We start from the raw sequence: 22,013 nt of genomic DNA, 5'->3' as shown, positions 1-22,013 counted from the left end.
CCGCAGGCTTTTTTAATATATACTACAATACGCTGTTAACCGTTACTAATAAAAACATCACTGTAATATGAAGAAATTATACATTTTTGTTCTACTCTTTACTGCAGCTGTGCATGCCCAGCAAACTTTTACTGTTTATTTTGATCTTGATAAAGATGAGGTTAATGCGGATTCTTATAATGCATTACAACAATGGATGCAAAACAATAAAGATGTTACAGTTTTCAAAATAGCAGCATTTACAGACAGCCGGGGAACTGATTATTATAATAGGGCACTTTCAGCCCGCAGGGCAGCTAATGTAGAAAAACTGCTGCAACAAAATGGCGTGTTGTTTTCTGAAGCTTATACGGCAACTGGCTTAGGAGAAATAGCAGGGGGAGATTATGATAAAAACCGAAAGGCTGTTATTAGTTTTATTGTTCGGCAAGTGCTTGTTGAAGAAGAGTCAGAAGCTTTAGCGCCTAAAAATGAAGAAAGAGAGGTTAACAACACAATTTCAGAAGCCATTAAAAGCAAAGGTACAGGTAAAACAATAGTGCTTAAAAATCTTAATTTTTATGGTAACTCTGGTATAGTTTTGCCAAAGTCAAAACCTGTACTGCTTGAACTTTTGAAAGTTATGGAAGATAACCCTAATCTTAAAATTGATATACAGGGGCATATATGCTGTCTTAGAAAAGATAAAGATAATATTGCACTTTTACGAGCTAAATCAGTTTATAAATTTTTAGTAGATAATAATATAGATAAAAGCAGGCTCACATACAAAAGCTTTGAAGGTAAACATCCAATATACCCAATCCCTGAAAAAACACATGAAGAGGAGGTTGCTAACCGCAGGGTAGAAATTGAAATTATTTCTGAATGAGCCATACACACATCAGGCACGCTGTTTGATTATGGGTAAGTAAAAATTTGTATTTTAGTTACCCCGAATAAATCCATTATGAAAAAAATCATAGCTTTCTTAGTACTCCTCTATGTAACGGGTGTATCGGCCCAAAATGAGTATTCTGTTTATTTTGACAGTAATAAGTACCAGGCAGGGCAGGAGCAATTAGGTTTTCTTGCAAACTGGCTCAATGCCAATAAAGATTCTAAGGTTGTTGCTATAAATGGCTATACCGATGAAGACGGTACTACCAAGTTTAATGATACACTCGCACAACGCCGGGTAGATTATGTGTTTAGCCTTATAAAAGATAAAATTAAAATACGCGACGATTTTAAAACCCGCAGTTTTGGCGAAAAGCACCAAATGTCTCCTGATAAGGCTAAAAACCGTAAGGTTACCATTTATTATCTAAGGCCGGAAGACCTGCCCCGGGAAAATGAGATATTGGGTATAAAGGAAGAGCCTAAAGAAGTAGTAAAGATTGATAAACAAAAAATACGCTACCCGGACAGGATTATGGTACAGGGCCCGCAGGGCAGGGAAGAAATTAAGCTGGATACTGTTTTTATGAAGAAGATTACGCTCGCAAAACCGGGAGAAAACCTGCGTATTGAGAATCTTAATTTTTATGAAAATACGTTTGCCATAATGCCTGATTCACGCCCTAAATTATATGAATTATTGGCGGTAATGCAAGCCAACCCAGGGCTTAAAATTAAGTTGGAAGGCCATGTGTGCTGCATGACTGCAGACAGGCGTCACCTGAGTACCGACAGGGCAAAAGCGATTATGATGTTTTTAAACCGTAACGGTATAGAAAAAAGCCGCCTTTCTTTTGAGGGGTTTGGTGTAAGCAAACCTTTATACCCCATACCCGAAAAAACACCCGAAGAGCGGGAAGCCAACCGTAGGGTAGAGGTGGTAATTGTGGAAAATCCGTAGTGATAATTTAAAATTGCTGTATTTTCAAATTATCAGATTTCCAAATTAACCTTATCTTTGCGGTTTACAACACAAACTATACTACATGAGTTCTGATACCAGTAAGCGCTACAGCCAGAGAGGGGTTTCGGCTTCTAAGGAAGATGTTCACAATGCCATAAAAAATATTGATAAAGGCTTATTTCCTAAAGCTTTTTGCAAAATAGTACCAGATTACCTTACAGGTGATGAAGAGTACTGCCTTATTATGCATGCCGATGGCGCGGGTACAAAATCTTCTCTCGCCTATATGTACTGGAAAGAAACCGGAGATATAAGTGTATGGAAGGGCATAGCCCAGGATGCACTTATTATGAATATAGACGATTTGCTATGTGTAGGCGCTGCTGATAATATTATGCTGTCATCAACCATAGGGCGTAATAAAAACCTGGTACCGGGCGAGGTAATTTCTGCCATTATAAACGGTACGGAAGAGTTAATTGAAGAATTAAAATCGTTTGGCGTTACCATACATGCAACCGGGGGCGAAACTGCCGATGTGGGCGATTTGGTGCGTACCATAATTGTAGATAGCACCGTTACTGCGCGTATAAAGCGTAATAATGTTATAGATAATGCCAACATCAGGCCGGGAGATGTTATTGTAGGGCTGGCCTCTTTTGGGCAGGCTACCTATGAGAAAGAATATAACGGGGGTATGGGTAGTAATGGCCTTACCTCGGCACGCCATGATGTATTCAGCAAATACCTGGCACAAAAATATCCTGAAAGTTTTGATGCTGCCGTACCGGATGAACTTGTATACTCTGGTAACGTAAAACTTACCGATGCTGTAGCAGATAGTCCGTTAGATGCGGGTAAATTGGTGCTTTCGCCAACCCGTACTTATGCACCTGTAATTAAAAAAATACTGGAAAAATATTCTCCCCAGGATATTCATGGTATGGTGCATTGCAGCGGTGGTGCGCAAACTAAGGTATTGCATTTTGTTGATAATGTACACGTAATTAAGGATAACCTGTTTCCTGTACCGCCTTTATTTAAGTTAATACAGGAGCAGAGTAAAACCGACTGGAAAGAAATGTACCAGGTGTTTAACTGCGGCCACAGGATGGAGGTATATGTACCGGAAACAATTGCCCAGGATATTATCAACATCTCACAATCGTTTAATATAGACGCCCAGGTTATAGGTAGGGTAGAAGCTTCTGATGGTAAAAGCCTTACTATTAAAAGCACGCACGGTACGTTTGAGTATTAATATATCCTCTCTTATACGGTATTATATGCGTATGCCGGGAGGCAGCAGGCTTTTATAGCCGGGGTTTTTCCTGAAAAAAGATACTACTGTGGGGTGTGTTGGCATTACCCTCAGCCTTCTTTCTTCGGCAATATCCATTATTTCTTTCAAAAATTCGCTAACCAAAGGCTCCTCTTCGGCGCCATCGGGTACGTTTACCTTAGTCAGGAATATTTTGCGGTCCTGTAGTGAATACTCTACCGAAAACATCTGCTCATCTATGGTAGTTTCAAACTGCCTCGAAAATTCATTGTCTTTAATCTCCATAAGTGTCGTTAAATTTCATGGGCACCTCTATAATTAAAATTTTAGACGGTGCTTTGGTTTCTATGGTTATTGTGTCAAATTCTATTGCGCCATAGGCATCACGTTCATTAACTTCCTGCCCGTTAATTTCCAGTTTTCCTTCTATAAGAAAAAGGTATATACCGTTTTCAGTATCATTTATGGTATAGTTAATTTCCTGTCCACTTTCAAATACCCCTAAATATAAAAACGCATTTTGGTGTATCCATAGTGCATTGCCATCTGTTTTATTTTGCGGCGCTACTATTTTTATAAGTTTGTTAGGGTGATTTTCGGGGTTAAAAGCCTTTTGGTCATAACGCGGGGGTACATTTTGTCTATCAGGAAAAATCCATAATTGCAATGTTTTGGCATGTTCGGTTTTACTGGCATTCATTTCACTATGGGTTACACCCGTACCTGCGCTCATAACCTGTACCTCGCCAAAACGCACAGTAGCCTCATTACCTAAATTATCGCGGTGAGTAAGGCCACCTTCCAGCGGTATGGTAATAATTTCCATATTTTCATGCGGATGGGTACCAAACCCCATGCCTGCAGCTATAGTATCATCATTAAGTACACGAAGCATGCCAAACTGCACAACTTCCGGGTTATAATAATTTCCAAATGAGAAAGAAAAGTTAGCCTGAAGCCAGCCGTGGTTAGCAGTACCCCGCTCATTTTTTGGAAAAAGCCTTGTCTTCATAATTTTTTGTTAATCTGCCCAATTAGGCAGTATGGGTAAAGAAAATATTTAAAAATGCTTTATTTTTATACAAATTTCGGAATAAATATTTATTATAGGCCCACGGGTGCCGTTAAAACTCGTAGTATAATGAACAAAATACCCGTATATTTTATGCCGGGGCTGGCCGCAAGCCCCAAAATTTTTGAGAATATAAACTTACCAGAGGAGTATGAATGCCACTACCTCTCCTGGATATTACCTAAAGACAAGAATGAAACGGTAAAGGCGTATGCTACACGCCTGGCCCAAAGCGTTAAACATGATGACCCTGTGCTTATAGGGGTTTCTTTTGGCGGGGTAATTGTGCAGGAAATGGCCGGTATAGTAAATGCCCGAAGGGTAATCATAATCTCGAGCGTGCGTTGCAATACAGAATTTCCTAAAAGGATGCAGTTTGCAAAGAAAACACATGCCTATCGTTTTTTCCCAACAGGCATCCTCAATAAAATGCACGTGCTGCGCAAACTTACCATGAATAATAGTGTAATGGCAAAAAGGCTGGACCTTTATGAAAAGTTTATTCACCTGCGGGATAAGAAATACCTGGACTGGGCGTTTAAGACAATTATAAACTGGGACCGTTGCGAACCCGACCCACAAGTGGTTCAGGTACACGGTGATGCCGATGAGGTTTTTCCACCCAAATACCTTGATAATTTTATACCGGTAAGGGGCGGCACCCATATTATGATAATCAATAAAGCAAAATGGCTCAATAAACATCTGCCCGATATTATTAAAAACGGCAGTTTGGGCTGATTTTTGCATGGTAATAATCATCTTATTATATAAATAAAAAAAAGAAGTAGGTATGGAATGGATTAAACGCGCAGGAGTAATCACTTCTGCACTGGTGGTTACCGGCGTACTGGTGCATACAGAAACAGCAAAGTTGAAAGCTACCCCTCAAAAAGCAGATTCTATAAAATCATTAAATTTTCCTGTTACAATAGATTTTGCGGGCGAAAAAGCACCGCTGAATATAGCCGATGTACACGAACGGCTGGATAGGGAGCTACTGGTAAATGCCAACCTGCATGCCAGTACGCAAATAATACTAAAAAGGGCAAAAAGGTCTTTTGTGGTTATAGAGCCTATTTTAAAACAGTATGGCGTGCCAGACGATTTTAAATATCTTGCCGTATGCGAAAGTAGCCTGAGCAATGCGGTTTCTCCGGCAGGGGCAAAAGGGTTCTGGCAATTTATGCCCGATACAGGCAAACAGTACGGCCTTGAAGTTAATGATGAGGTTGATGAACGTTACCACCTGGCTAAAAGTACCGAGGCGGCCTGTAAGTACCTGCTTAACGCAAAACAAAAATTTGGTTCATGGACACTCGCGGCTGCCTCATATAATGCAGGGCTGGCGGGTGTAAACCGTTTAATGACTTTTCAGGGAGTGGATAATTATTATGATTTGTTACTCGCTGATGAAACAAGCCGCTATGTTTTCAGGATATTGGCGCTTAAGGAAATTATGGAGCATCCGGCAAAATATGATTTTTACCTTGAAGATAATGATGCTTACCCAGTAATACCCGTAAAACCTGTAACTGTAAATAGCACTATACCAGATTTAGCTGTTTTCGCCAAAGAACAGGGAATAAATTATAAAATATTAAAAATACATAACCCGTGGTTGCGTGACCATAACCTTACCATAAAGTCCGGTAAAGAATACACCATAGAGGTTCCATTGTCAGGATATTAATTTATTTTAATGATATTAACAAAAAAAGTATTGTTTTAATGGTAAATGTGTAATTATCATCAAAATAATAACTTTAACTGTGTGTTGAAAAAAAATAATTTTTACTTTAGCCATATCAGAATTATGAAAAAGCTAAGCATCATACAAATATTCATTGTCATTATTGTCATTATTGGCTGTAGTGCAGGGAATCTTTTATGATGTTGTAAAAAATATAACAAGTAAATAAAGGCCGTTCCCAAAATGTGAAACGGCTTTTTTTTTGCCCTTAAATTGACAGTAACGAATTAAATATATTGCGTATGTACTATAATGAAGATACAGTAATCTACTACAACGGCAATTTTGTAAAAGCTGCCGAAGCCACAACCGGGCTCTATGGACAATCATTACACTATGGTTATGCCATTTTTGAAGGGATAAAATCATATAAAACAGCAGAGGGTACAAAAGTTTTTAAAGCAAAGGAACATTATGACCGCCTGCGCCGTAGTGCAGAGTTGATGCATATGCCTTTTAATTATACTACGGATGAACTTGTGAGTCTTACTTATCAGGTGCTGGAGCGTAACGGCTTTAGCGATGCTTATATCAGGCCGCTGGTGTTCTGCTCGCCAAATATGGGATTAAGTAAAGCGAAGGAGAGTTACCTGACTATACAGGCATGGGAATGGACAAACGGCTATTTGGCAAATAAAATGCGTATAATGACCAGTAGTTTTGAGCGTCCCAACCCTAAGGCTTTTCTGGTAGAGGCTAAAGTAAGCGGGCATTATGTAAACTCTATACTCGCCTGCCAGGAAGCTAAAGATAAAGGATATGACGAAGCATTGGTGCTGGATGCAAACGGTAATGTAGCCGAAAGCAGCGGCGCCAATGTTTTTTTTGAGAAAGAAGGTACACTATACACCCCGGCAAAAGGGAGTATATTACCCGGCATAACCCGCGCCACTGTTTTAGATATGTGTAAAGAGTTAAACATTCCCGTTGAGGAAAAATTCTTTACACCCGAAGAAATGCGTGGTGCCGATGCCGCATTTTTTTGTGGCACGGCTGCAGAGGTAGTAGCATTAGAATCGTTAGACGATGTGCAGTTTACCAAAAACTGGGATGACAGCCTATGTGCGCTTATCCAGAAAGGGTACAGGAACCTGGTTCAGGGCAAAACACTGGACGAATTTAAAAAGAGCAAAAATGCTCTGGAGCTTGAAACCGAAGCATAGTTAAAACAATACAAACAAACTAAATTATATTCTGAACGGTCAACTGTAAGCGGTTAACCGCAAACTAAAAATGGAATTAAATAAGTATTCAAGGGTTTTTACACAAGATGGTACACAGCCCGCTGCTAAGGCCATGCTGTATGGTATAGGCTTTACAGATGAAGATATGGATAAAGCGCAGGTAGGCATAGCCAGTATGGGGTATGACGGAAATACCTGTAACATGCATCTTAACAGCCTTGCGCAACTGGTAAAACAGGGCACCTGGCAAAAAGGCCTTGCCGGCTTGGTTTTTAATACCATAGGCGTAAGCGATGGCATGAGCAACGGTACCGATGGTATGCGTTACAGCCTGGTAAGCCGCGATGTGATAGCCGATAGTATTGAGGCAGTGTGTGGAGGACAGTATTATGATGGGCTAATTACCATACCGGGGTGCGATAAAAACATGCCCGGCAGCATTATGGCCATGGGCAGGCTTAACAGGCCTTCTATAATGGTATATGGCGGTACTATATCCCCGGGATGTTATAAGGGTGAAGACTTAAATATTGTTTCTGCTTTTGAGGCGTTGGGCCAAAAAATAGCAGGCAACATGAATGATGAAGATTATAATGGTGTAATACGTAATGCATGCCCCGGGGCAGGAGCCTGTGGCGGTATGTATACTGCTAATACCATGGCTTCTGCTATAGAAGCACTGGGTATGAGTTTGCCATATTCGTCATCTAATCCGGCACTGAGTCCTGAGAAAAAGCAGGAGTGCCTGCAGGCAGGGGAGTATATTAAAATTCTTTTGGAAAAAGATATTAAGCCCCGTGATATAATGACCCGTAAGGCATTTGAAAATGCCATACGTATTGTTATAGTATTGGGCGGAAGCACCAATGCAGTACTGCACCTTATTGCTATGGCAAAAAGCGTGGGCGTGCCGCTTACACAGGATGATTTTCAGCAATTAAGTGATATTACGCCTGTGCTTGCTGATTTTAAACCCAGCGGTAAGTACTTAATGCAGGATTTACACAACAATGGCGGCATTCCTGCCGTTATGAAATATTTGTTGCAAGAAGGTTTACTCCACGGCGATTGCCTTACAGTAACGGGTAAAACTGTGGCAGAGAACCTTGACGGTGTTTCTCCACTTGATTTTGAAACCCAAAAGATAATACGCCCGGTATCTGACCCTATAAAGCCAGACGGGCATTTGCGGATTATGTATGGCAACCTGGCAACGGGGGGCAGTGTAGCTAAAATTACCGGTAAAGAAGGTGAAAAGTTTAGCGGCCCGGCCCGGGTTTTTGATGGTGAAAAGCAGCTTATAGAAGGTATAGCCAACGGCAGGGTGCAGCATGGTGATGTAATAGTAATAAAAAATGAAGGGCCAAAAGGCGCTCCCGGTATGCCGGAAATGCTAAAGCCTACCAGTGCGCTTATTGGTGCCGGTTTGGGTAAAAGCGTTGCATTGATTACTGATGGCCGATTTAGCGGAGGTACACACGGCTTTGTAGTGGGGCACATTACCCCGGAGGCTTATGAAGGGGGTGTGATTGGGCTGGTACAGGATAATGATACTATAGAAATAGATGCTGTAAACAATACGCTGAATGTGCTTTTGAGTGCAGAAGAACTCACAGCCCGAAAAGATGCCTGGCAACAGCCGGAGCTTAAAGTTAAAAACGGTTTATTATATAAATATGCCCGCACAGTGTCATCTGCCGCAGAAGGGTGTGTGACCGATGAGTTTTAGAGTTTTCATTTCAAAAGTATTTACTACTAAGCGTGGCAGTAAATTAATGATGAGCCTGAATTTTGATAAAGGTTAAACCGACCAATATTAGTAAAAAAACAGTTATGGAAAAGACAATGGAGAAGACAGCACCGGCTGTACAGCCGCAGCCTGAAGAACTCAAAACCTATACGGGTGGGCAGATAGTACTGGAAGCCTTTTTAGCCGAAGGTGTAACCACCATTTTTGGTTACCCCGGTGGGGCTATTATGCCCATTTATGATGTATTATATGATTATACCGATAGGTTGAAACATATACTGGTGCGCCATGAGCAGGGCGCCATACATGCTGCGCAGGGCTTTGCAAGGGTATCGGGTAAAACCGGTGTAGTGTTTGCTACCAGTGGCCCCGGCGCTACCAACCTGGTAACAGGGCTTGCCGATGCCATGATAGACAGTACCCCTCTGGTTTGTATTACCGGGCAGGTATTTGCCCATTTGCTGGGTACCGATGCTTTTCAGGAAACGGATGTAATAAATATTACCACGCCTGTTACTAAATGGAATTGCCAGGTTACCGATGCCGAAGAACTTCCGGCAGTTTTGGCAAAGGCATTTTATATAGCAGGTTCAGGCAGGCCGGGTCCGGTTTTGATTGATGTTACTAAAAATGCACAGCTACAAAAAATAACCTTTAACGGGTACCAAAAATGTAATTTCATCCGTAGCTACAAGCCAAAACCAGAGATTAGGAAAGAGTATATAGAGGAGGCAGCAAAACTTATAAATAGCGCCAAACGCCCTTTGGTTGTTTTTGGGCAGGGGGTTATTTTAGGTAAGGCTGAAGAAGAATTTAAAGCCTTTATAGAAAAAGCAGGTATACCCAGTGCCTGGACTATTTTAGGGATGAGCGCTATACCGACGGACCATCCGCTTGGCGTGGGTATGGTGGGTATGCACGGTAATTATGGCCCTAATAAACTTACGAACGAGTGCGATGTGCTTATTGCTATTGGTATGCGTTTTGACGACCGTGTTACCGGCAGGCTGGATATGTATGCCAAACAGGCCAAAATTATTCATCTTGATATAGACCCTGCTGAAATTGATAAAAATGTGAAAGCAGATGTTCCGGTATGGGGAGACTGCAAAGAGACACTGCCTTTGCTTACAGCATTGGTTGATAAAAAAAGCCATGGTACATGGCACCGTAAGTTTACAGATTGCCAAAAGCGGGAACAGGAAAAACTCATTAATACCGAACTATACCCTACAAATGGTATGCTTACTATGGGTGAAGTTATCCGCCTTGTAAATGAACTTACAAAAGGGGAAGCTATTATAGTAAGTGATGTGGGCCAGCACCAAATGGTAACCTGCCGTTACGCCCAATACAACAACAGTAAAAGTAACATTACCAGTGGAGGCCTTGGGACTATGGGTTTTGCACTTCCCGCAGCCATAGGCGCGGCTTATGGCGACCCTTCACGCCCAACAGTGGCAGTAATAGGCGATGGTGGTGTGCAAATGACTATCCAGGAGCTGGGCACTATTATGCAGTTTAAACCCAATGTAAAGATTTTAATTCTTAATAATAACTTTTTAGGGATGGTACGCCAATGGCAGGAACTTTTTCATGAAAGGCGTTATTCGTTTGTAGATATCCAAAGCCCTGATTATGTACAGGTAGCTAAAGGTTATGGCATACCCGGCAATAGCGTTTGCGAAAGGGAGCATTTGCAGGATGCCATACAAACCATGTTAGCGCATAATGGTAGTTATCTGCTTGAGGTAATTGTTGGTCAGGAAAATAATGTGTTCCCCATGGTGCCCCAGGGTAAAAGCGTATCAGATATTGCCCTTGGCCCGGATGAAATGTAAAAGGGCACAGCCCGTGTTAATATAGTTTAAAGTTTCAAATTTCAGGTTGTTTTAAAATCTGATATGATTATTTCAAATAACTACTTTAAACCTTAAACCTGAAACAAAAAATATGAAACAGGAATATACCATAACCGTTTATACCGAAAACCAGGTAGGGCTTATCACGCGGATAGCAATTATCTTTTCACGCCGGAAAATTAATATAGAGAGTATTAATGCCAGCCCGGCAGAGGTAGAAAGTATTCACCGTTTTACCATCGTAATAAACGAAACCGAAGAGGTAGTACAAAAGCTGGCAAAGCAAATTGAAAAGCAGGTAGATGTATTAAAGGTATTTTATAATACCGACGAGGAAATTGTATGGCAGGAAATGGCCATGTATAAAGTGCCCACTAAAGTTATTGCCGAGCAGGTAAAAGTAGAACGCCTGCTGCGGGAGTATGGTGCACATGCGGTGGTTATACGTAATGACTATACGGTATTTGAAACCACAGGCCATCGGGAAGAAATTGATGCTCTGGCCGAGGCGCTGCAACCCTGGGGGCTTATTGAGTTTGTACGCAGCGCGCGCATAGCAGTAATAAAAGCCAGCGAGGGTATACATAAAGCAGTACTTGAATTTGAGGCAGCAAAACCCGGCGAACCTCCTGTTGAAAATGAATTTTTAGACCAGCGCGATGAGGTATTTACTATGTAATGCCCTTTATTGCCAAATGCGGCAAGGGTAATCAGGTAGTATAATTTCAATTTTAAACAAAAAAATATAACAAATAAAACAAAGAACATGGCAAAATTAAACTTTGGCGGTATAGAGGAAAATGTGGTAACACGCGAAGAATTTCCGCTTAAAAAAGCCCAAGAAGTATTAAAAGATGAAGTAGTAGCTGTAATAGGTTACGGAGTGCAGGGCCCCGGACAGGCGCTTAACCAAAAAGATAATGGCATTAATGTAATTGTAGGCCAGCGTAAAAATTCAAAATCGTGGGATAAGGCGGTTGCAGATGGTTTTGTACCGGGCGAAACCCTTTTTGAAATTGAAGAAGCCTTAAAACGCGGTACTATTATTTGTTACCTGCTTAGCGATGCCGCACAAATTGAATACTGGCCTTTGGTAAAAGAAAACCTTACTGCCGGCAAGGCCTTATATTTTTCGCATGGCTTTGGGGTTACTTTTAATGGGCAAACGGGTATTGTACCGCCGGAAAATGTAGATGTTTTTCTGGTGGCACCAAAAGGTTCAGGTACATCGTTACGCCGCATGTTTCTTCAGGACCGGGGGCTAAACAGTAGCTTTGCCATTTTTCAGGATGCTACAGGCAGGGCGTGGGACAGGGTAGTAGCGCTGGGTATTGCAATAGGCAGTGGTTATTTATTTGAAACCGATTTCCAGAAAGAAGTGTATAGCGACCTTACGGGTGAGCGGGGTACGCTTATGGGCGCCATACAGGGTATATTTGCAGCCCAATATGAAGTGCTGCGTGCCAAAGGGCACAGCCCAAGCGAGGCGTTTAATGAAACTGTGGAAGAACTCACACAATCACTCATGCCATTGGTGGCAGAAAACGGTATGGACTGGATGTATGCCAATTGTTCTACAACAGCCCAGCGTGGCGCGCTGGATTGGTGGAAACGTTTCCGGGATGCTACCAAACCTTTGTTTGAAGAATTATATGAAAGTGTAGAAGCAGGCCATGAGGCAGGGCATAGTATTGCCAGTAACAGTAAGCCTGATTATCGCGAAAAGCTTGAAACAGAACTGGCAGAGCTCCGCGAGAGCGAGATGTGGCAGGCGGGTAAAACCGTACGCAGCCTGAGGCCCGAAAATAATTAGATAATTAATGGTTGCGGGCATGGCAACACTTTTTAAATTAAGTTGTACTGTGCCCGCAATGATGTAGCCTATATATAGTAATGAATACTGATACAACATATTTCCCTACACTGCAAAAAGTAAAGCTTGCGGCGCAGCGGCTTCAGGGTATTATAACCCATACTCCGCTTAGCTACAACCGTACCGTGAGTGAGCAATATAATGCCAGCATATATTTTAAACGGGAAGACCTGCAACCTGTGCGTTCTTACAAACTACGCGGTGCCTACAATAAAATGGCTACATTAACCGCAGATGAGTTAGCCAAAGGCGTAGTGTGTGCCAGTGCAGGCAACCATGCCCAGGGCGTAGCTTTTGCGTGTAATAAAATGCAGGTGCACGGCACTATTTTTATGCCAACCCCAACCCCGGGGCAAAAATTGCAACAGGTTAAAATGTTTGGGGGGGAATATGCTGAGGTAATATTGGCGGGAGATACATTTGATGAATCTAAAGATGCGGCTATGGACTTTTGTAACGTGCGGGGCGCAGTATTTATTCATCCGTTTGATGACCCGCATATTATAGAAGGTCAGGCTACCATAGGGTTGGAGCTTTTAGAGCAGGCACCGCAACCTATAGATTATATTTTTGTGCCTATTGGCGGTGGCGGTTTGGCCGCAGGGTTAAGTAGTGTGCTTGGGCAGCTGTCTCCCGAAACTAAGATAATAGGCGTAGAGCCTGCCGGAGCACCCAGTATGCAAAAGGCACTGGAAAAAGGCGAACCCGTATATCTGGAGCGTATTAATAAATTTGTAGATGGTGCTGCCGTACAAAAAGTAGGCAGCCTCACTTTTGATATTTGCCGCTATACACTGCAGGATGTATGTACTGTGCATGAAGGCCGTATTTGTGAGGTAATACTGAGCATGTATAATAAAGATGCCATAGTGGCTGAGCCCGCCGGGGCGCTTTCTATAGCTGCTTTAGACCAATATGCCGACCAGATAAAGGGCAAAAATGTGGTGTGTGTTATTTCAGGCAGTAATAATGATATTACCCGGATGGAAGAAATTAAAGAGCGTGCTTTGCTCTATGCCGGGCTAAAACATTATTTTCTGGTAAAATTTCCGCAAAGGCCGGGCGCATTACGCGAATTTGTTATGAATGTGCTGGGGCCTACCGATGATATTACCCATTTTGAATATACCAAGAAAAACAGCAAGGAAAAAGGTACTGCAGTAGTAGGTATTGAACTTAAAAGCGCCCCCGATTTTGAAGTGCTGCTGGATAATATGAAAACAAAGGGCTTTTTTATAGATTACCTTAATAACCAGCCCCACCTGCTTAACCTGCTGGTATAATTATTTTGAAATGATAAAAGCACACATATCTCCCCGGTTTTTGTTGTTGAGCTGAACGGCTTTTTCTTTAAAAGAATGTATTTCTTCTTTACTGAAAATGGATGCCGAAGGGTTAACAGCATATGATTTTTCATCAAAAAGCGGAATGCCTTTAATATACTGTTCGCTTCCCCAAAACTGAAAGTCGGTAGAATCATAAACAATTTCTTTTATTTTGAGTCCGGCACCGGCTACAAGCTTTTCCATACTTTTTTTTGTGTGCAGGAAAAAATGCCTTGGGGCATCTAACTGAACCCAGTTTTCACGGTAGTGCTCCCAGGCATACCCAGAGGCAACAGGGATGCGTATAAGGCAATGGCCATTTTGGGTTAGCCTGCCCGCTACTGATTTTAGTGTTTCTAACGGATCGCTTATATGTTCAAAAGAATGATGAAACATTATTAAATCCCATTCTCCCTGTATTTGATGTATAGACTGTTTGTAAATTTTTACCACATCATAACTTATGTCATCAGCAATAAACGGATCGGCACCGGTAAGATTTGTAAAGCCTATATTTGCCAGATAATTAAGGAAAAGCCCCCCACCACAGCCTACATCAAGCACACGGCTGTTTTTTTTAAGTGGGAAGTTTGAGAGTAGCCTGAAGGTAGCATCCGGAAAATATTTAATTAAAAATTTTCCAATAATGCCACGGCTGAATACGGCATATTCATTCCGTTTGTTTCGTATAAAACGTTTAATAAAGTTTTCTTTTTTTATACCGCCCGAAAAACTATAATAATTTTCAGGATAATATTTACTTATGTTTTCCGGAATTTGTGCAATTTGCAGGCAATCGCATTCAGAACATTGATAATAACTAAAGTTATCCTTAAAACCAAACATCATCTCTTTTACCTGATATGCTTTATTGTTGTTTGAATTACCGCAAACCCTGCACTCCATATTTTTATAATTTTTTCCTAAAATAGTTTTTTTTGGTTACGTAGCCATATTAATTTCAGTATCCTTCCTCTTTTACTGTAGGGGCTTTAACCTGAATTTTTATATAACGGTAGTTGTAATGGGCTTTTTTACGGCTTTTCATTTCTTTACCCCTGTAGCGTTCTGCTGTCAGGGTAGGCATAACCGCGATATAATAGCAATTGTCAGCACCCCAAAATCCATCGCCTATGGGCGACCAGTTGGCAAATTCTTTATAAGTGTTTTGCATATAGCCGTCATGGTCTTTCCATTTATATATATTAAGTATAGTAGGAGAATTGCTAAAAAGTTGCCCCAGGTCTATAACAAACTCGAAGTTTTTAGAAAAAACAGGAATATTAGTAAAGGAAGAAATTTCTTCCCCTGTAGTTTTATCTATAAGTTCATAGTTATATTCTTCACAGGCTGAGCACATATACTCTAATAAATAAGCATTAAGCTTTTTATATTCGCCAATATAAGAGTAAATATTTGGCTGGTGCCCCTCTCCGTAACCATCCCTGAATTTTTGCCCGCCTATGGTAATAGTGCTGTCTTTTTTTACCAAAGCCTTGTTCCTGATTAGGTAATCGGGGGCGGCCGTTTTTTTTCGTTTTAAAAATTCTTTTTCTGTTATAAGCGTTACCAACACATCATGATAGTCTTCGGCATTAAAACTTTCCTCGTAATTATAACCTTCTTCGTTTAAACCCTCACCGCAATTATTGCCAAAACTAAGTTTATCGTCAAAAGGGTTGCCCTCGGTATAGCGCTCATTAAGGTCATAGTTACTTAACGGAATGTCAGTTCTTTACCGATATACTTTTTATGCACATAAAAAAATTCGTCGTTCTCAAAGCGGTCATGCCTGCTGGAAGCCACCAAAACCAAAGTGTCATTTTCTTTAAAAACGGGTAGGGATGCAAGATAGTCAAAACAAAAGCCAGTGTAATCCATATTTTCGGTGTATACTTTTGCTCCGTTGCGGTTTATAATATAACCTTCATAAAGCACACGTTTGCCATTAATTTTATAGGCTGGCGGCTTAGGAGTATAGTTTTGGTTTTGAGGAAAGGCTAGTTTTAAAGTGCAAAGCATTAAAAAACAGAGAAATATTTTCATTTAGTAAGCGGTTTTGTAGATAAAAGTATAAAAAAAGTATACCATATTATTTAACCGCCAGCATTTCTTTTTTAATTTCCCGGTCTAAAAGTAACAGCGCCATGCCATCTAAAAAAGAGTTGTAGTTAACGGCCATAGCCTTTTCTTTTTCGGTAGCCTTAAAGCGTGGTAATGTGCCACAGCGTCTGATGTCTTTTACTGTACGGTTTTTATCAAGATATACAGCCAGCGGTAAACCCAGGGTATGTTTAAGTGAGGAGACCAAAGGGGCATCTGCCCCATAATATTCATGCGCATAACACACAGTTATGCGACCGCTGAATTTACGGGCAATTTTTTTCATATTCTTTTTCCGGTCCCAAAACAATACTACAAACTGCACTTCTTTACCATATTTCTGAGCCAGGCGGTTAAGCGCATCTATTTCACCTGTACCCCGTACACACCATGAGGCATAGGTTATAAGCACTACCGGTTTATCAATGGTGTTAAATTTTAATTTACCTCCACTACACTTTTTAATGGTAAAATTATCAAAAGTAGTACCGGCAAGGCGGTACTTTACAAGCGAGTCGAATAAAAAAGCTGTACGCCCGGCATCGTGGTGCCGGCAGGCATATGCGGCGTCTTTTTTATATTTATTAAAGTTAATACGGATTGCATTAGAGAAAATAAGGCTGTCTCCCTGGCTGTAAAGTAAGAGAGGGCATAGTATAAATGCTATATATACTACCAATGCCTTCATTTGGTGTAGCAATTAATACAATAAATGTACTAAAAATTTAATTAAAGTGTTGTTTTTTAATGGTTTAATTTAGGTTATAGTATGGTAAATAAAAAGCCACCCGTTTGGGTGGCTCTCTATAGTGTTTAATTTATAAATTAATACCTTCTCATTTGCTGCACGGGGCCTCTTTTCATCTGTTGCTTCATCATAGTAATCTGTTCTTTAAGCATACCCTGCTTATCCAGTTTTTTTGCCTCAGCGAGTAATTTTTCGGCTTCAATTTTTCGGTTTTTTGTCATGGCTATTCCCGCCAGGTTAAGTTTTGCCATTGCCAGGTCCTGGTCCATATTCAACCCGAGCTGTACTGCTTTTTTAAGGTACTTCTCAGCCTGTGTAAGATTAGTCTGGCTCAGCATCAGGCCATTCAGGTAATTGTAATATCCTTCCTGCTTTTGTACCAACGCCGTATGTGGGTCTTTAATTTTATCGAGCCATTTCTTGGCGCCGTCAAAATCCTGTTTCCTTAATTTAAGAAAAGCCAGTAATATAAATTCATTTTTGAAATACAGTAATATAACCAGACCAGCCAAAAGCAACAGGAAAATACCGTTACCTATATTTTTTTCTGTAAATTGCCAAACCGCTACAATGGTTATTAGTGCGGCTATTATAAGTTTAATATTTTTATTGAACATGATGTATCGGGTTTTACGGTTGCAAAGGTAATAAAAATGGATAAAAATATTTTTTATAAAACTGCTTGCGCGAAAAAAAAACCTTTGTATATTTGCACTCGGTTTTGGAAGAAGTAAATTCCGAAGGTCCCGCTAAAGATTTTTCATTAAGAATTAAAGATACAAAGCAATGAGTAAGAGAACGTTTCAACCATCAAAGAGAAAAAGAAGAAACAAGCACGGTTTTATGGAGAGAATGGCATCAGCCAACGGTAGAAAGGTGCTTGCTCGCAGAAGGGCCAAAGGAAGGCATAGACTAACAGTTTCCAGCGAACCTAGGCATAAGAAATAATGTTTTATTAAAGCATACATAAAGGCGTTACTTTTTTTTAGGTAACGCCTTTTTTTGTACCCTGCCATTAACTCCCCAGTGCAGGTATAAACTACCGTAAAGAGTTTTGGGAGAGAGTACATAAATGCCTAAATTTGCACATCTGTAACAGGAAATTATAACACAACTACAACATATACAATGCCTAAAGACACATCCATTAAAACAGTACTTATTATCGGCTCCGGCCCAATTATTATAGGGCAGGCTTGTGAATTTGATTATGCAGGGTCTCAGTCGGCGCGCTCATTACGCGAAGAGGGAATTAAGGTAATACTTATAAACTCTAACCCGGCTACTATTATGACCGACCCTTCTATGGCCGACCATGTGTACCTGAAACCGCTTAATACCAAATCTATAATAGAAATTTTAAAAGCGCACCCTGAAATTGATGCTGTATTGCCTACCATGGGTGGGCAAACCGCGCTTAACCTTTGCCTTGAGGCAGAAGAAAAAGGGATATGGGCTGATTTTAATGTGAGGCTTATAGGGGTAGACGTAAATGCCATAAATATTACCGAAGACCGGGAGCAGTTTAAACAACTCCTGGAAAAAATTGGTATACCGGCTGCTCCGGCAAAAACGGCTACTTCGTTTTTAAAAGGTAAAGAGATAGCACAGGAGTTTGGCTTTCCGCTTGTTATACGTCCGTCTTTTACTTTGGGGGGCAGCGGGGCATCTTTTGTACACCGTAAAGAAGATTTTGATGAACTGCTTACACGGGGCCTTGAGGCTTCGCCAATACATGAGGTACTTATAGATAAAGCCCTTTTAGGCTGGAAAGAATATGAGCTGGAGTTATTACGTGATAAAAATGATAACGTAGTAATTATCTGTTCTATAGAAAATATGGACCCGATGGGTATACATACGGGCGATAGTATCACTGTAGCGCCTGCCATGACGCTTTCTGACCGCACGTATCAGAAAATGCGTGACATGGCTATAAAAATGATGCGCAGCATTGGTAATTTTGCCGGAGGCTGTAATGTGCAGTTTGCTGTTAGCCCCGATGAAAAAGAAGATATTGTAGCCATAGAAATTAACCCCCGCGTGTCCCGTTCATCAGCACTGGCCAGTAAGGCTACAGGTTATCCTATTGCAAAAATAGCCAGCAAGCTGGCGCTGGGTTACCACCTTGATGAACTGATGAACCAGATTACAAAATCTACCTCGGCATTATTTGAGCCTACGCTTGACTATGTTATTGTAAAAATACCACGCTGGAACTTTGATAAGTTTGAGGGTGCAGAGCGTACACTTGGCCTGCAAATGAAATCGGTAGGGGAGGTAATGGGCATAGGCCGCTCGTTTCAGGAAGCTTTGCATAAAGCTACCCAATCGCTGGAAATTAAGCGTAACGGCCTGGGAGCAGACGGTAAAGGCTACACCAATTATGACCAGATTATAGATAAGCTTACCAACCCAAGCTGGGACCGTGTTTTTGTGCTTTATGATGCCATACAAATGGGTATACCCTTAAACCGTATACACGAAATTACTAAAATAGATATGTGGTTTCTTAGGCAGTATGAGGAGTTATATACGCTTGAAAAAGAAATATCAACGTTTAAACTGGATACGCTGCCAAAAGAATTGCTTTTAGAAGCCAAGCAAAAAGGTTTTGCCGACAGGCAGATTGCCTATATGCTGGGATGCCTTGAAAGCCAGGTATATAACAAGCGTGAAGAAATGGGCATTAAGCGCGTTTATAAACTTGTAGATACCTGTGCTGCCGAGTTTGAGGCAAAAACACCGTACTACTATTCTACTTTTGAGGAAGAAATTGAAAAGGCAGACGGTACCCGTTATGTGCATAATGAAAGTATTGTGAGCGACCGTAAAAAAGTAGTAGTATTAGGATCAGGGCCAAACCGCATAGGGCAGGGTATAGAGTTTGACTATTCCTGCGTGCACGGTGTATTGGCAGCATCTGAATGTGGTTATGAGACTATAATGATAAACTGTAACCCCGAAACAGTTTCAACTGATTTTGATACGGCTGATAAACTGTATTTTGAACCGGTTTTCTGGGAACATATTTACGATATTATCCGCCATGAAAAACCTGAAGGTGTTATTGTACAGCTTGGTGGGCAAACGGCGCTTAAGCTGGCTGAAAAATTAGACCGATACGGTATAAAGATTTTAGGAACAAGCTTTGAAGCGCTTGACCTTGCCGAAGACCGCGGCCGATTCTCTGAACTGCTTACTGAGCTTAAAATACCTTTCCCTAAATTTGGGGTGGCATCAAGTGCAGAGGAAGCCGTAACACTGGCTGACGATCTGGATTTCCCACTATTGGTGCGTCCGTCTTATGTACTGGGTGGCCAGGGGATGAAAATTGTAATCAACAAGCAGGAGCTTGAAGAGCATGTTATAGACCTGCTTAAAAGCATACCGGGCAATAAACTATTATTAGATCATTATCTTGATGGGGCTATAGAGGCGGAAGCTGATGCCATTTGCGATGGTGAGGATGTATATATAATAGGTATTATGGAGCATATTGAGCCTTGTGGTGTGCACTCAGGCGACAGTAATGCTACACTACCACCGTTTAACCTGGGCGAATTTGTAATGCAGCAGATAAAAGACCATACTCGTAAAATTGCGCTTGCGCTTAAAACGGTTGGGCTTATCAATATACAATTTGCCATTAAAGATGATACAGTATATATTATTGAAGCTAACCCAAGGGCATCGCGTACCGTACCGTTTATAGCTAAAGCGTATGGTGAACCTTATGTAAACTATGCTACTAAAATAATGTTGGGTGAGAAGAAAGTGAAAGATTTTACCTTTAACCCACAGCTTAAAGGCTATGCCATAAAACAGCCGGTATTCTCTTTCAATAAATTTCCGGGTGTGAATAAAAAACTGGGCCCTGAAATGAAATCGACAGGGGAGAGCATCCTGTTTATTGATGACCTTAAAGATGACCAGTTCTACGAGTTATATTCCCGCAGGAAAATGTACCTGAGTAAATAATAAATAGCAAAAAAGCCCTTTGAATCATCAAAGGGCTTTTTTTATCTTCAATTTGCAGCAGGTAATTTAAACATTTTTGGATGTTGTAGCTGTAATGCTGCTGCGGCGGCTTTCCAGTATCATGTAATATTGTATGCCAAATATTATAGAGGCTATAACTACATGCACGGTTTGCGAAGCAAACGGAAACTCAAAATTATACATGGCAATACCTGAAGCTATTTCTATAAGCAGCAATACCAGTACCCATGATGTTTTTGCATAACCCAGTTCTTTTTGTTTATTCATAATAAACAGCCAGATGTTAAGACCTAACACCAATATGGAAAAAGACCGGTGCACATAAAAGGTAACGGTTGGGTTTTGCATTACAAGCGCCATATTTTCGTACCCCAGCAATTTTATCTGTTCATCTACAAACTGCCTAACCTGTGTACCCAAAATTACTTGTATTAGAGTAAACAGCAGGGCTACCCAAAGCAGTTTTTTAAAGAAGCCATCGTATTTATATATTTTCTCGGTATGGGTAATTTCTTTTGCCTTATCTAGTATATTAAGGAGTACCAGTACAATGATAAGTGCCATAACCATGTGGATGGTTATTTTAACCGGGTTTAGTACACTATAAACTACCGTAGCCCCCAACCAGGCCTGGAAGCCCATAAAAAATACAGAGAGCCAGGAGAGCAGTATTACTGAGGTTTTTGTTTTGCTAAATGCCTTGATTGATGCTACTGCCATAGCCAATACTGCCAACCCTGCCAATGCGCCCACAAGCCGGTTAATATATTCTACCCAGGTATGCATTGGGTTAAATTCGGCATAGTCATGTTTGGTATACGGCTCCCAGTTTGCTTCATTATATTCATTACCAGTGGTAAAATTTTCATGGGCTACCCAAAGCTTTTCATCTTTAATAATGACCTGCCCACGCTTAAATTCACGGTTGGGCGCCCATTGCAGCTCGTTTATATCAGTAGGGGGTATATAGTATCCAAAACATTTGGGCCAGTCCGGGCAGCCCATGCCGCTACCGGTCATACGCACCAACGCACCCGCAACAATTACCAAATAAACCAGTATAAGGGCAGTCTTAGTTATGGGGATAAAGTATTTTTTCATGTTTATATTTAAAGAGTTATTAGTAACCCACAAATGAACTCAAATTATTATACGCAACGTATGATATATATCATTTCCAGTTATCTGTTACATTTGGAAATCCCGGGATTCTTCA

The 22,013-nt window shown here is 40.9% G+C and carries 21 protein-coding genes; 13 read left to right on the top strand and 8 right to left on the bottom strand.

The window, feature by feature from the left end; genetic code table 11:
* Positions 1–67: 67 nt before the first annotated feature.
* The 3 genes from ABS766_RS08090 (at position 68) to ABS766_RS08080 (ending at position 3,104) form a co-directional block, all read left to right on the top strand.
* Entirely contained in the window at positions 68–871 is an 804-nt protein-coding gene (locus ABS766_RS08090; protein ID WP_408084626.1) for an OmpA family protein, read from the top strand.
* Between the two features lie 78 nt (positions 872–949).
* Positions 950–1,840, top strand: a complete 891-nt coding sequence (locus tag ABS766_RS08085) for an OmpA family protein (protein WP_408084625.1) — start codon at positions 950–952, stop codon at positions 1,838–1,840.
* Between the two features lie 85 nt (positions 1,841–1,925).
* On the top strand, positions 1,926–3,104 hold the full coding sequence (locus ABS766_RS08080; protein ID WP_408084624.1) for an AIR synthase related protein: 1,179 nt from the start codon (positions 1,926–1,928) through the stop codon (positions 3,102–3,104).
* A 21-nt stretch (positions 3,105–3,125) separates the two neighbouring features.
* Here ABS766_RS08080 and ABS766_RS08075 read toward each other — a convergent pair whose 3' ends face one another.
* Positions 3,126–3,410, bottom strand: coding sequence for a GNAT family N-acetyltransferase (locus tag ABS766_RS08075; protein WP_408084623.1), 285 nt, complete (start codon positions 3,408–3,410; stop codon positions 3,126–3,128).
* Positions 3,400–4,137 carry a pirin family protein gene (locus ABS766_RS08070; RefSeq protein ID WP_408084622.1) on the bottom strand — a complete coding sequence of 246 codons (738 nt, stop codon included), beginning with the start codon at positions 4,135–4,137 and terminating at the stop codon, positions 3,400–3,402. Before ABS766_RS08070 ends, ABS766_RS08075 begins: the two co-directional genes overlap by 11 nt.
* Before the next feature lie 129 nt (positions 4,138–4,266).
* Here ABS766_RS08070 and ABS766_RS08065 point away from each other — a divergent pair, with 129 nt between their 5' ends.
* The 8 genes from ABS766_RS08065 to ilvA all read left to right on the top strand — a co-directional run bounded on the left by ABS766_RS08065 (position 4,267) and on the right by ilvA (position 13,902).
* Complete coding sequence (locus ABS766_RS08065; RefSeq protein ID WP_408084621.1) at positions 4,267–4,938, top strand: alpha/beta hydrolase; 672 nt, start codon at positions 4,267–4,269, stop codon at positions 4,936–4,938.
* Between the two features lie 52 nt (positions 4,939–4,990).
* On the top strand, positions 4,991–5,890 hold the full coding sequence (locus ABS766_RS08060; protein WP_408084620.1) for a lytic transglycosylase domain-containing protein: 900 nt from the start codon (positions 4,991–4,993) through the stop codon (positions 5,888–5,890).
* Between the two features lie 302 nt (positions 5,891–6,192).
* Positions 6,193–7,113, top strand: coding sequence for a branched-chain amino acid transaminase (locus tag ABS766_RS08055; RefSeq protein ID WP_408084619.1), 921 nt, complete (start codon positions 6,193–6,195; stop codon positions 7,111–7,113).
* 70 nt (positions 7,114–7,183) lie between these two features.
* The gene (gene ilvD, locus ABS766_RS08050) at positions 7,184–8,863 is read left to right on the top strand and encodes a dihydroxy-acid dehydratase (protein ID WP_408084618.1); all 1,680 of its coding nucleotides are present in this window, start codon (positions 7,184–7,186) and stop codon (positions 8,861–8,863) included.
* A 104-nt stretch (positions 8,864–8,967) separates the two neighbouring features.
* Positions 8,968–10,725 carry a biosynthetic-type acetolactate synthase large subunit gene (gene ilvB, locus ABS766_RS08045; protein WP_408084617.1) on the top strand — a complete coding sequence of 586 codons (1,758 nt, stop codon included), beginning with the start codon at positions 8,968–8,970 and terminating at the stop codon, positions 10,723–10,725.
* 112 nt (positions 10,726–10,837) lie between these two features.
* Positions 10,838–11,425: an acetolactate synthase small subunit gene (gene ilvN, locus ABS766_RS08040; protein WP_408084616.1), complete on the top strand. Its 588-nt coding sequence runs from the start codon at positions 10,838–10,840 to the stop codon at positions 11,423–11,425.
* 87 nt (positions 11,426–11,512) lie between these two features.
* The gene (gene ilvC, locus ABS766_RS08035) at positions 11,513–12,559 is read left to right on the top strand and encodes a ketol-acid reductoisomerase (protein WP_408084615.1); all 1,047 of its coding nucleotides are present in this window, start codon (positions 11,513–11,515) and stop codon (positions 12,557–12,559) included.
* 80 nt (positions 12,560–12,639) lie between these two features.
* Positions 12,640–13,902 carry a threonine ammonia-lyase gene (gene ilvA, locus ABS766_RS08030; protein WP_408084614.1) on the top strand — a complete coding sequence of 421 codons (1,263 nt, stop codon included), beginning with the start codon at positions 12,640–12,642 and terminating at the stop codon, positions 13,900–13,902.
* Here ilvA and ABS766_RS08025 read toward each other — a convergent pair whose 3' ends face one another.
* The 5 genes from ABS766_RS08025 to ABS766_RS08005 form a co-directional block, all read right to left on the bottom strand.
* On the bottom strand, positions 13,903–14,850 hold the full coding sequence (locus ABS766_RS08025; RefSeq protein ID WP_408084613.1) for a class I SAM-dependent methyltransferase: 948 nt from the start codon (positions 14,848–14,850) through the stop codon (positions 13,903–13,905).
* 55 nt (positions 14,851–14,905) lie between these two features.
* Positions 14,906–15,520 carry a hypothetical protein gene (locus tag ABS766_RS08020; protein ID WP_408084612.1) on the bottom strand — a complete coding sequence of 205 codons (615 nt, stop codon included), beginning with the start codon at positions 15,518–15,520 and terminating at the stop codon, positions 14,906–14,908.
* Positions 15,521–15,660: 140 nt separating this feature from the next.
* Positions 15,661–15,990 carry a hypothetical protein gene (locus tag ABS766_RS08015; protein WP_408084611.1) on the bottom strand — a complete coding sequence of 110 codons (330 nt, stop codon included), beginning with the start codon at positions 15,988–15,990 and terminating at the stop codon, positions 15,661–15,663.
* 46 nt (positions 15,991–16,036) lie between these two features.
* Positions 16,037–16,735 carry a TlpA family protein disulfide reductase gene (locus ABS766_RS08010; protein WP_408084610.1) on the bottom strand — a complete coding sequence of 233 codons (699 nt, stop codon included), beginning with the start codon at positions 16,733–16,735 and terminating at the stop codon, positions 16,037–16,039.
* A gap of 137 nt (positions 16,736–16,872) precedes the next feature.
* Positions 16,873–17,412 (bottom strand): DUF2892 domain-containing protein, encoded by a 540-nt coding sequence (locus ABS766_RS08005; protein WP_408084609.1) that lies wholly within the window; start codon positions 17,410–17,412, stop codon positions 16,873–16,875.
* A gap of 169 nt (positions 17,413–17,581) precedes the next feature.
* Between ABS766_RS08005 and rpmH the strand changes: the two genes are divergently transcribed.
* Both rpmH and carB read left to right on the top strand, forming a co-directional pair.
* Positions 17,582–17,743: a 50S ribosomal protein L34 gene (rpmH, locus tag ABS766_RS08000; RefSeq protein WP_252811998.1), complete on the top strand. Its 162-nt coding sequence runs from the start codon at positions 17,582–17,584 to the stop codon at positions 17,741–17,743.
* Positions 17,744–17,923: 180 nt separating this feature from the next.
* The gene (carB, locus tag ABS766_RS07995) at positions 17,924–20,776 is read left to right on the top strand and encodes a carbamoyl-phosphate synthase large subunit (RefSeq protein WP_408084608.1); all 2,853 of its coding nucleotides are present in this window, start codon (positions 17,924–17,926) and stop codon (positions 20,774–20,776) included.
* 66 nt (positions 20,777–20,842) lie between these two features.
* On the opposite strand, the gene ABS766_RS07990 is transcribed toward carB, so the two are convergent.
* The gene (locus tag ABS766_RS07990) at positions 20,843–21,898 is read right to left on the bottom strand and encodes a COX15/CtaA family protein (protein WP_408084607.1); all 1,056 of its coding nucleotides are present in this window, start codon (positions 21,896–21,898) and stop codon (positions 20,843–20,845) included.
* Between the last annotated feature and the right edge of the window lie 115 nt (positions 21,899–22,013).

The organism is Flavobacterium rhizosphaerae (assembly GCF_046000445.1).
Taxonomy (GTDB): domain Bacteria; phylum Bacteroidota; class Bacteroidia; order Flavobacteriales; family Flavobacteriaceae; genus Flavobacterium; species Flavobacterium rhizosphaerae.
This window is presented reverse-complemented; position numbering and strand designations above follow the sequence as displayed.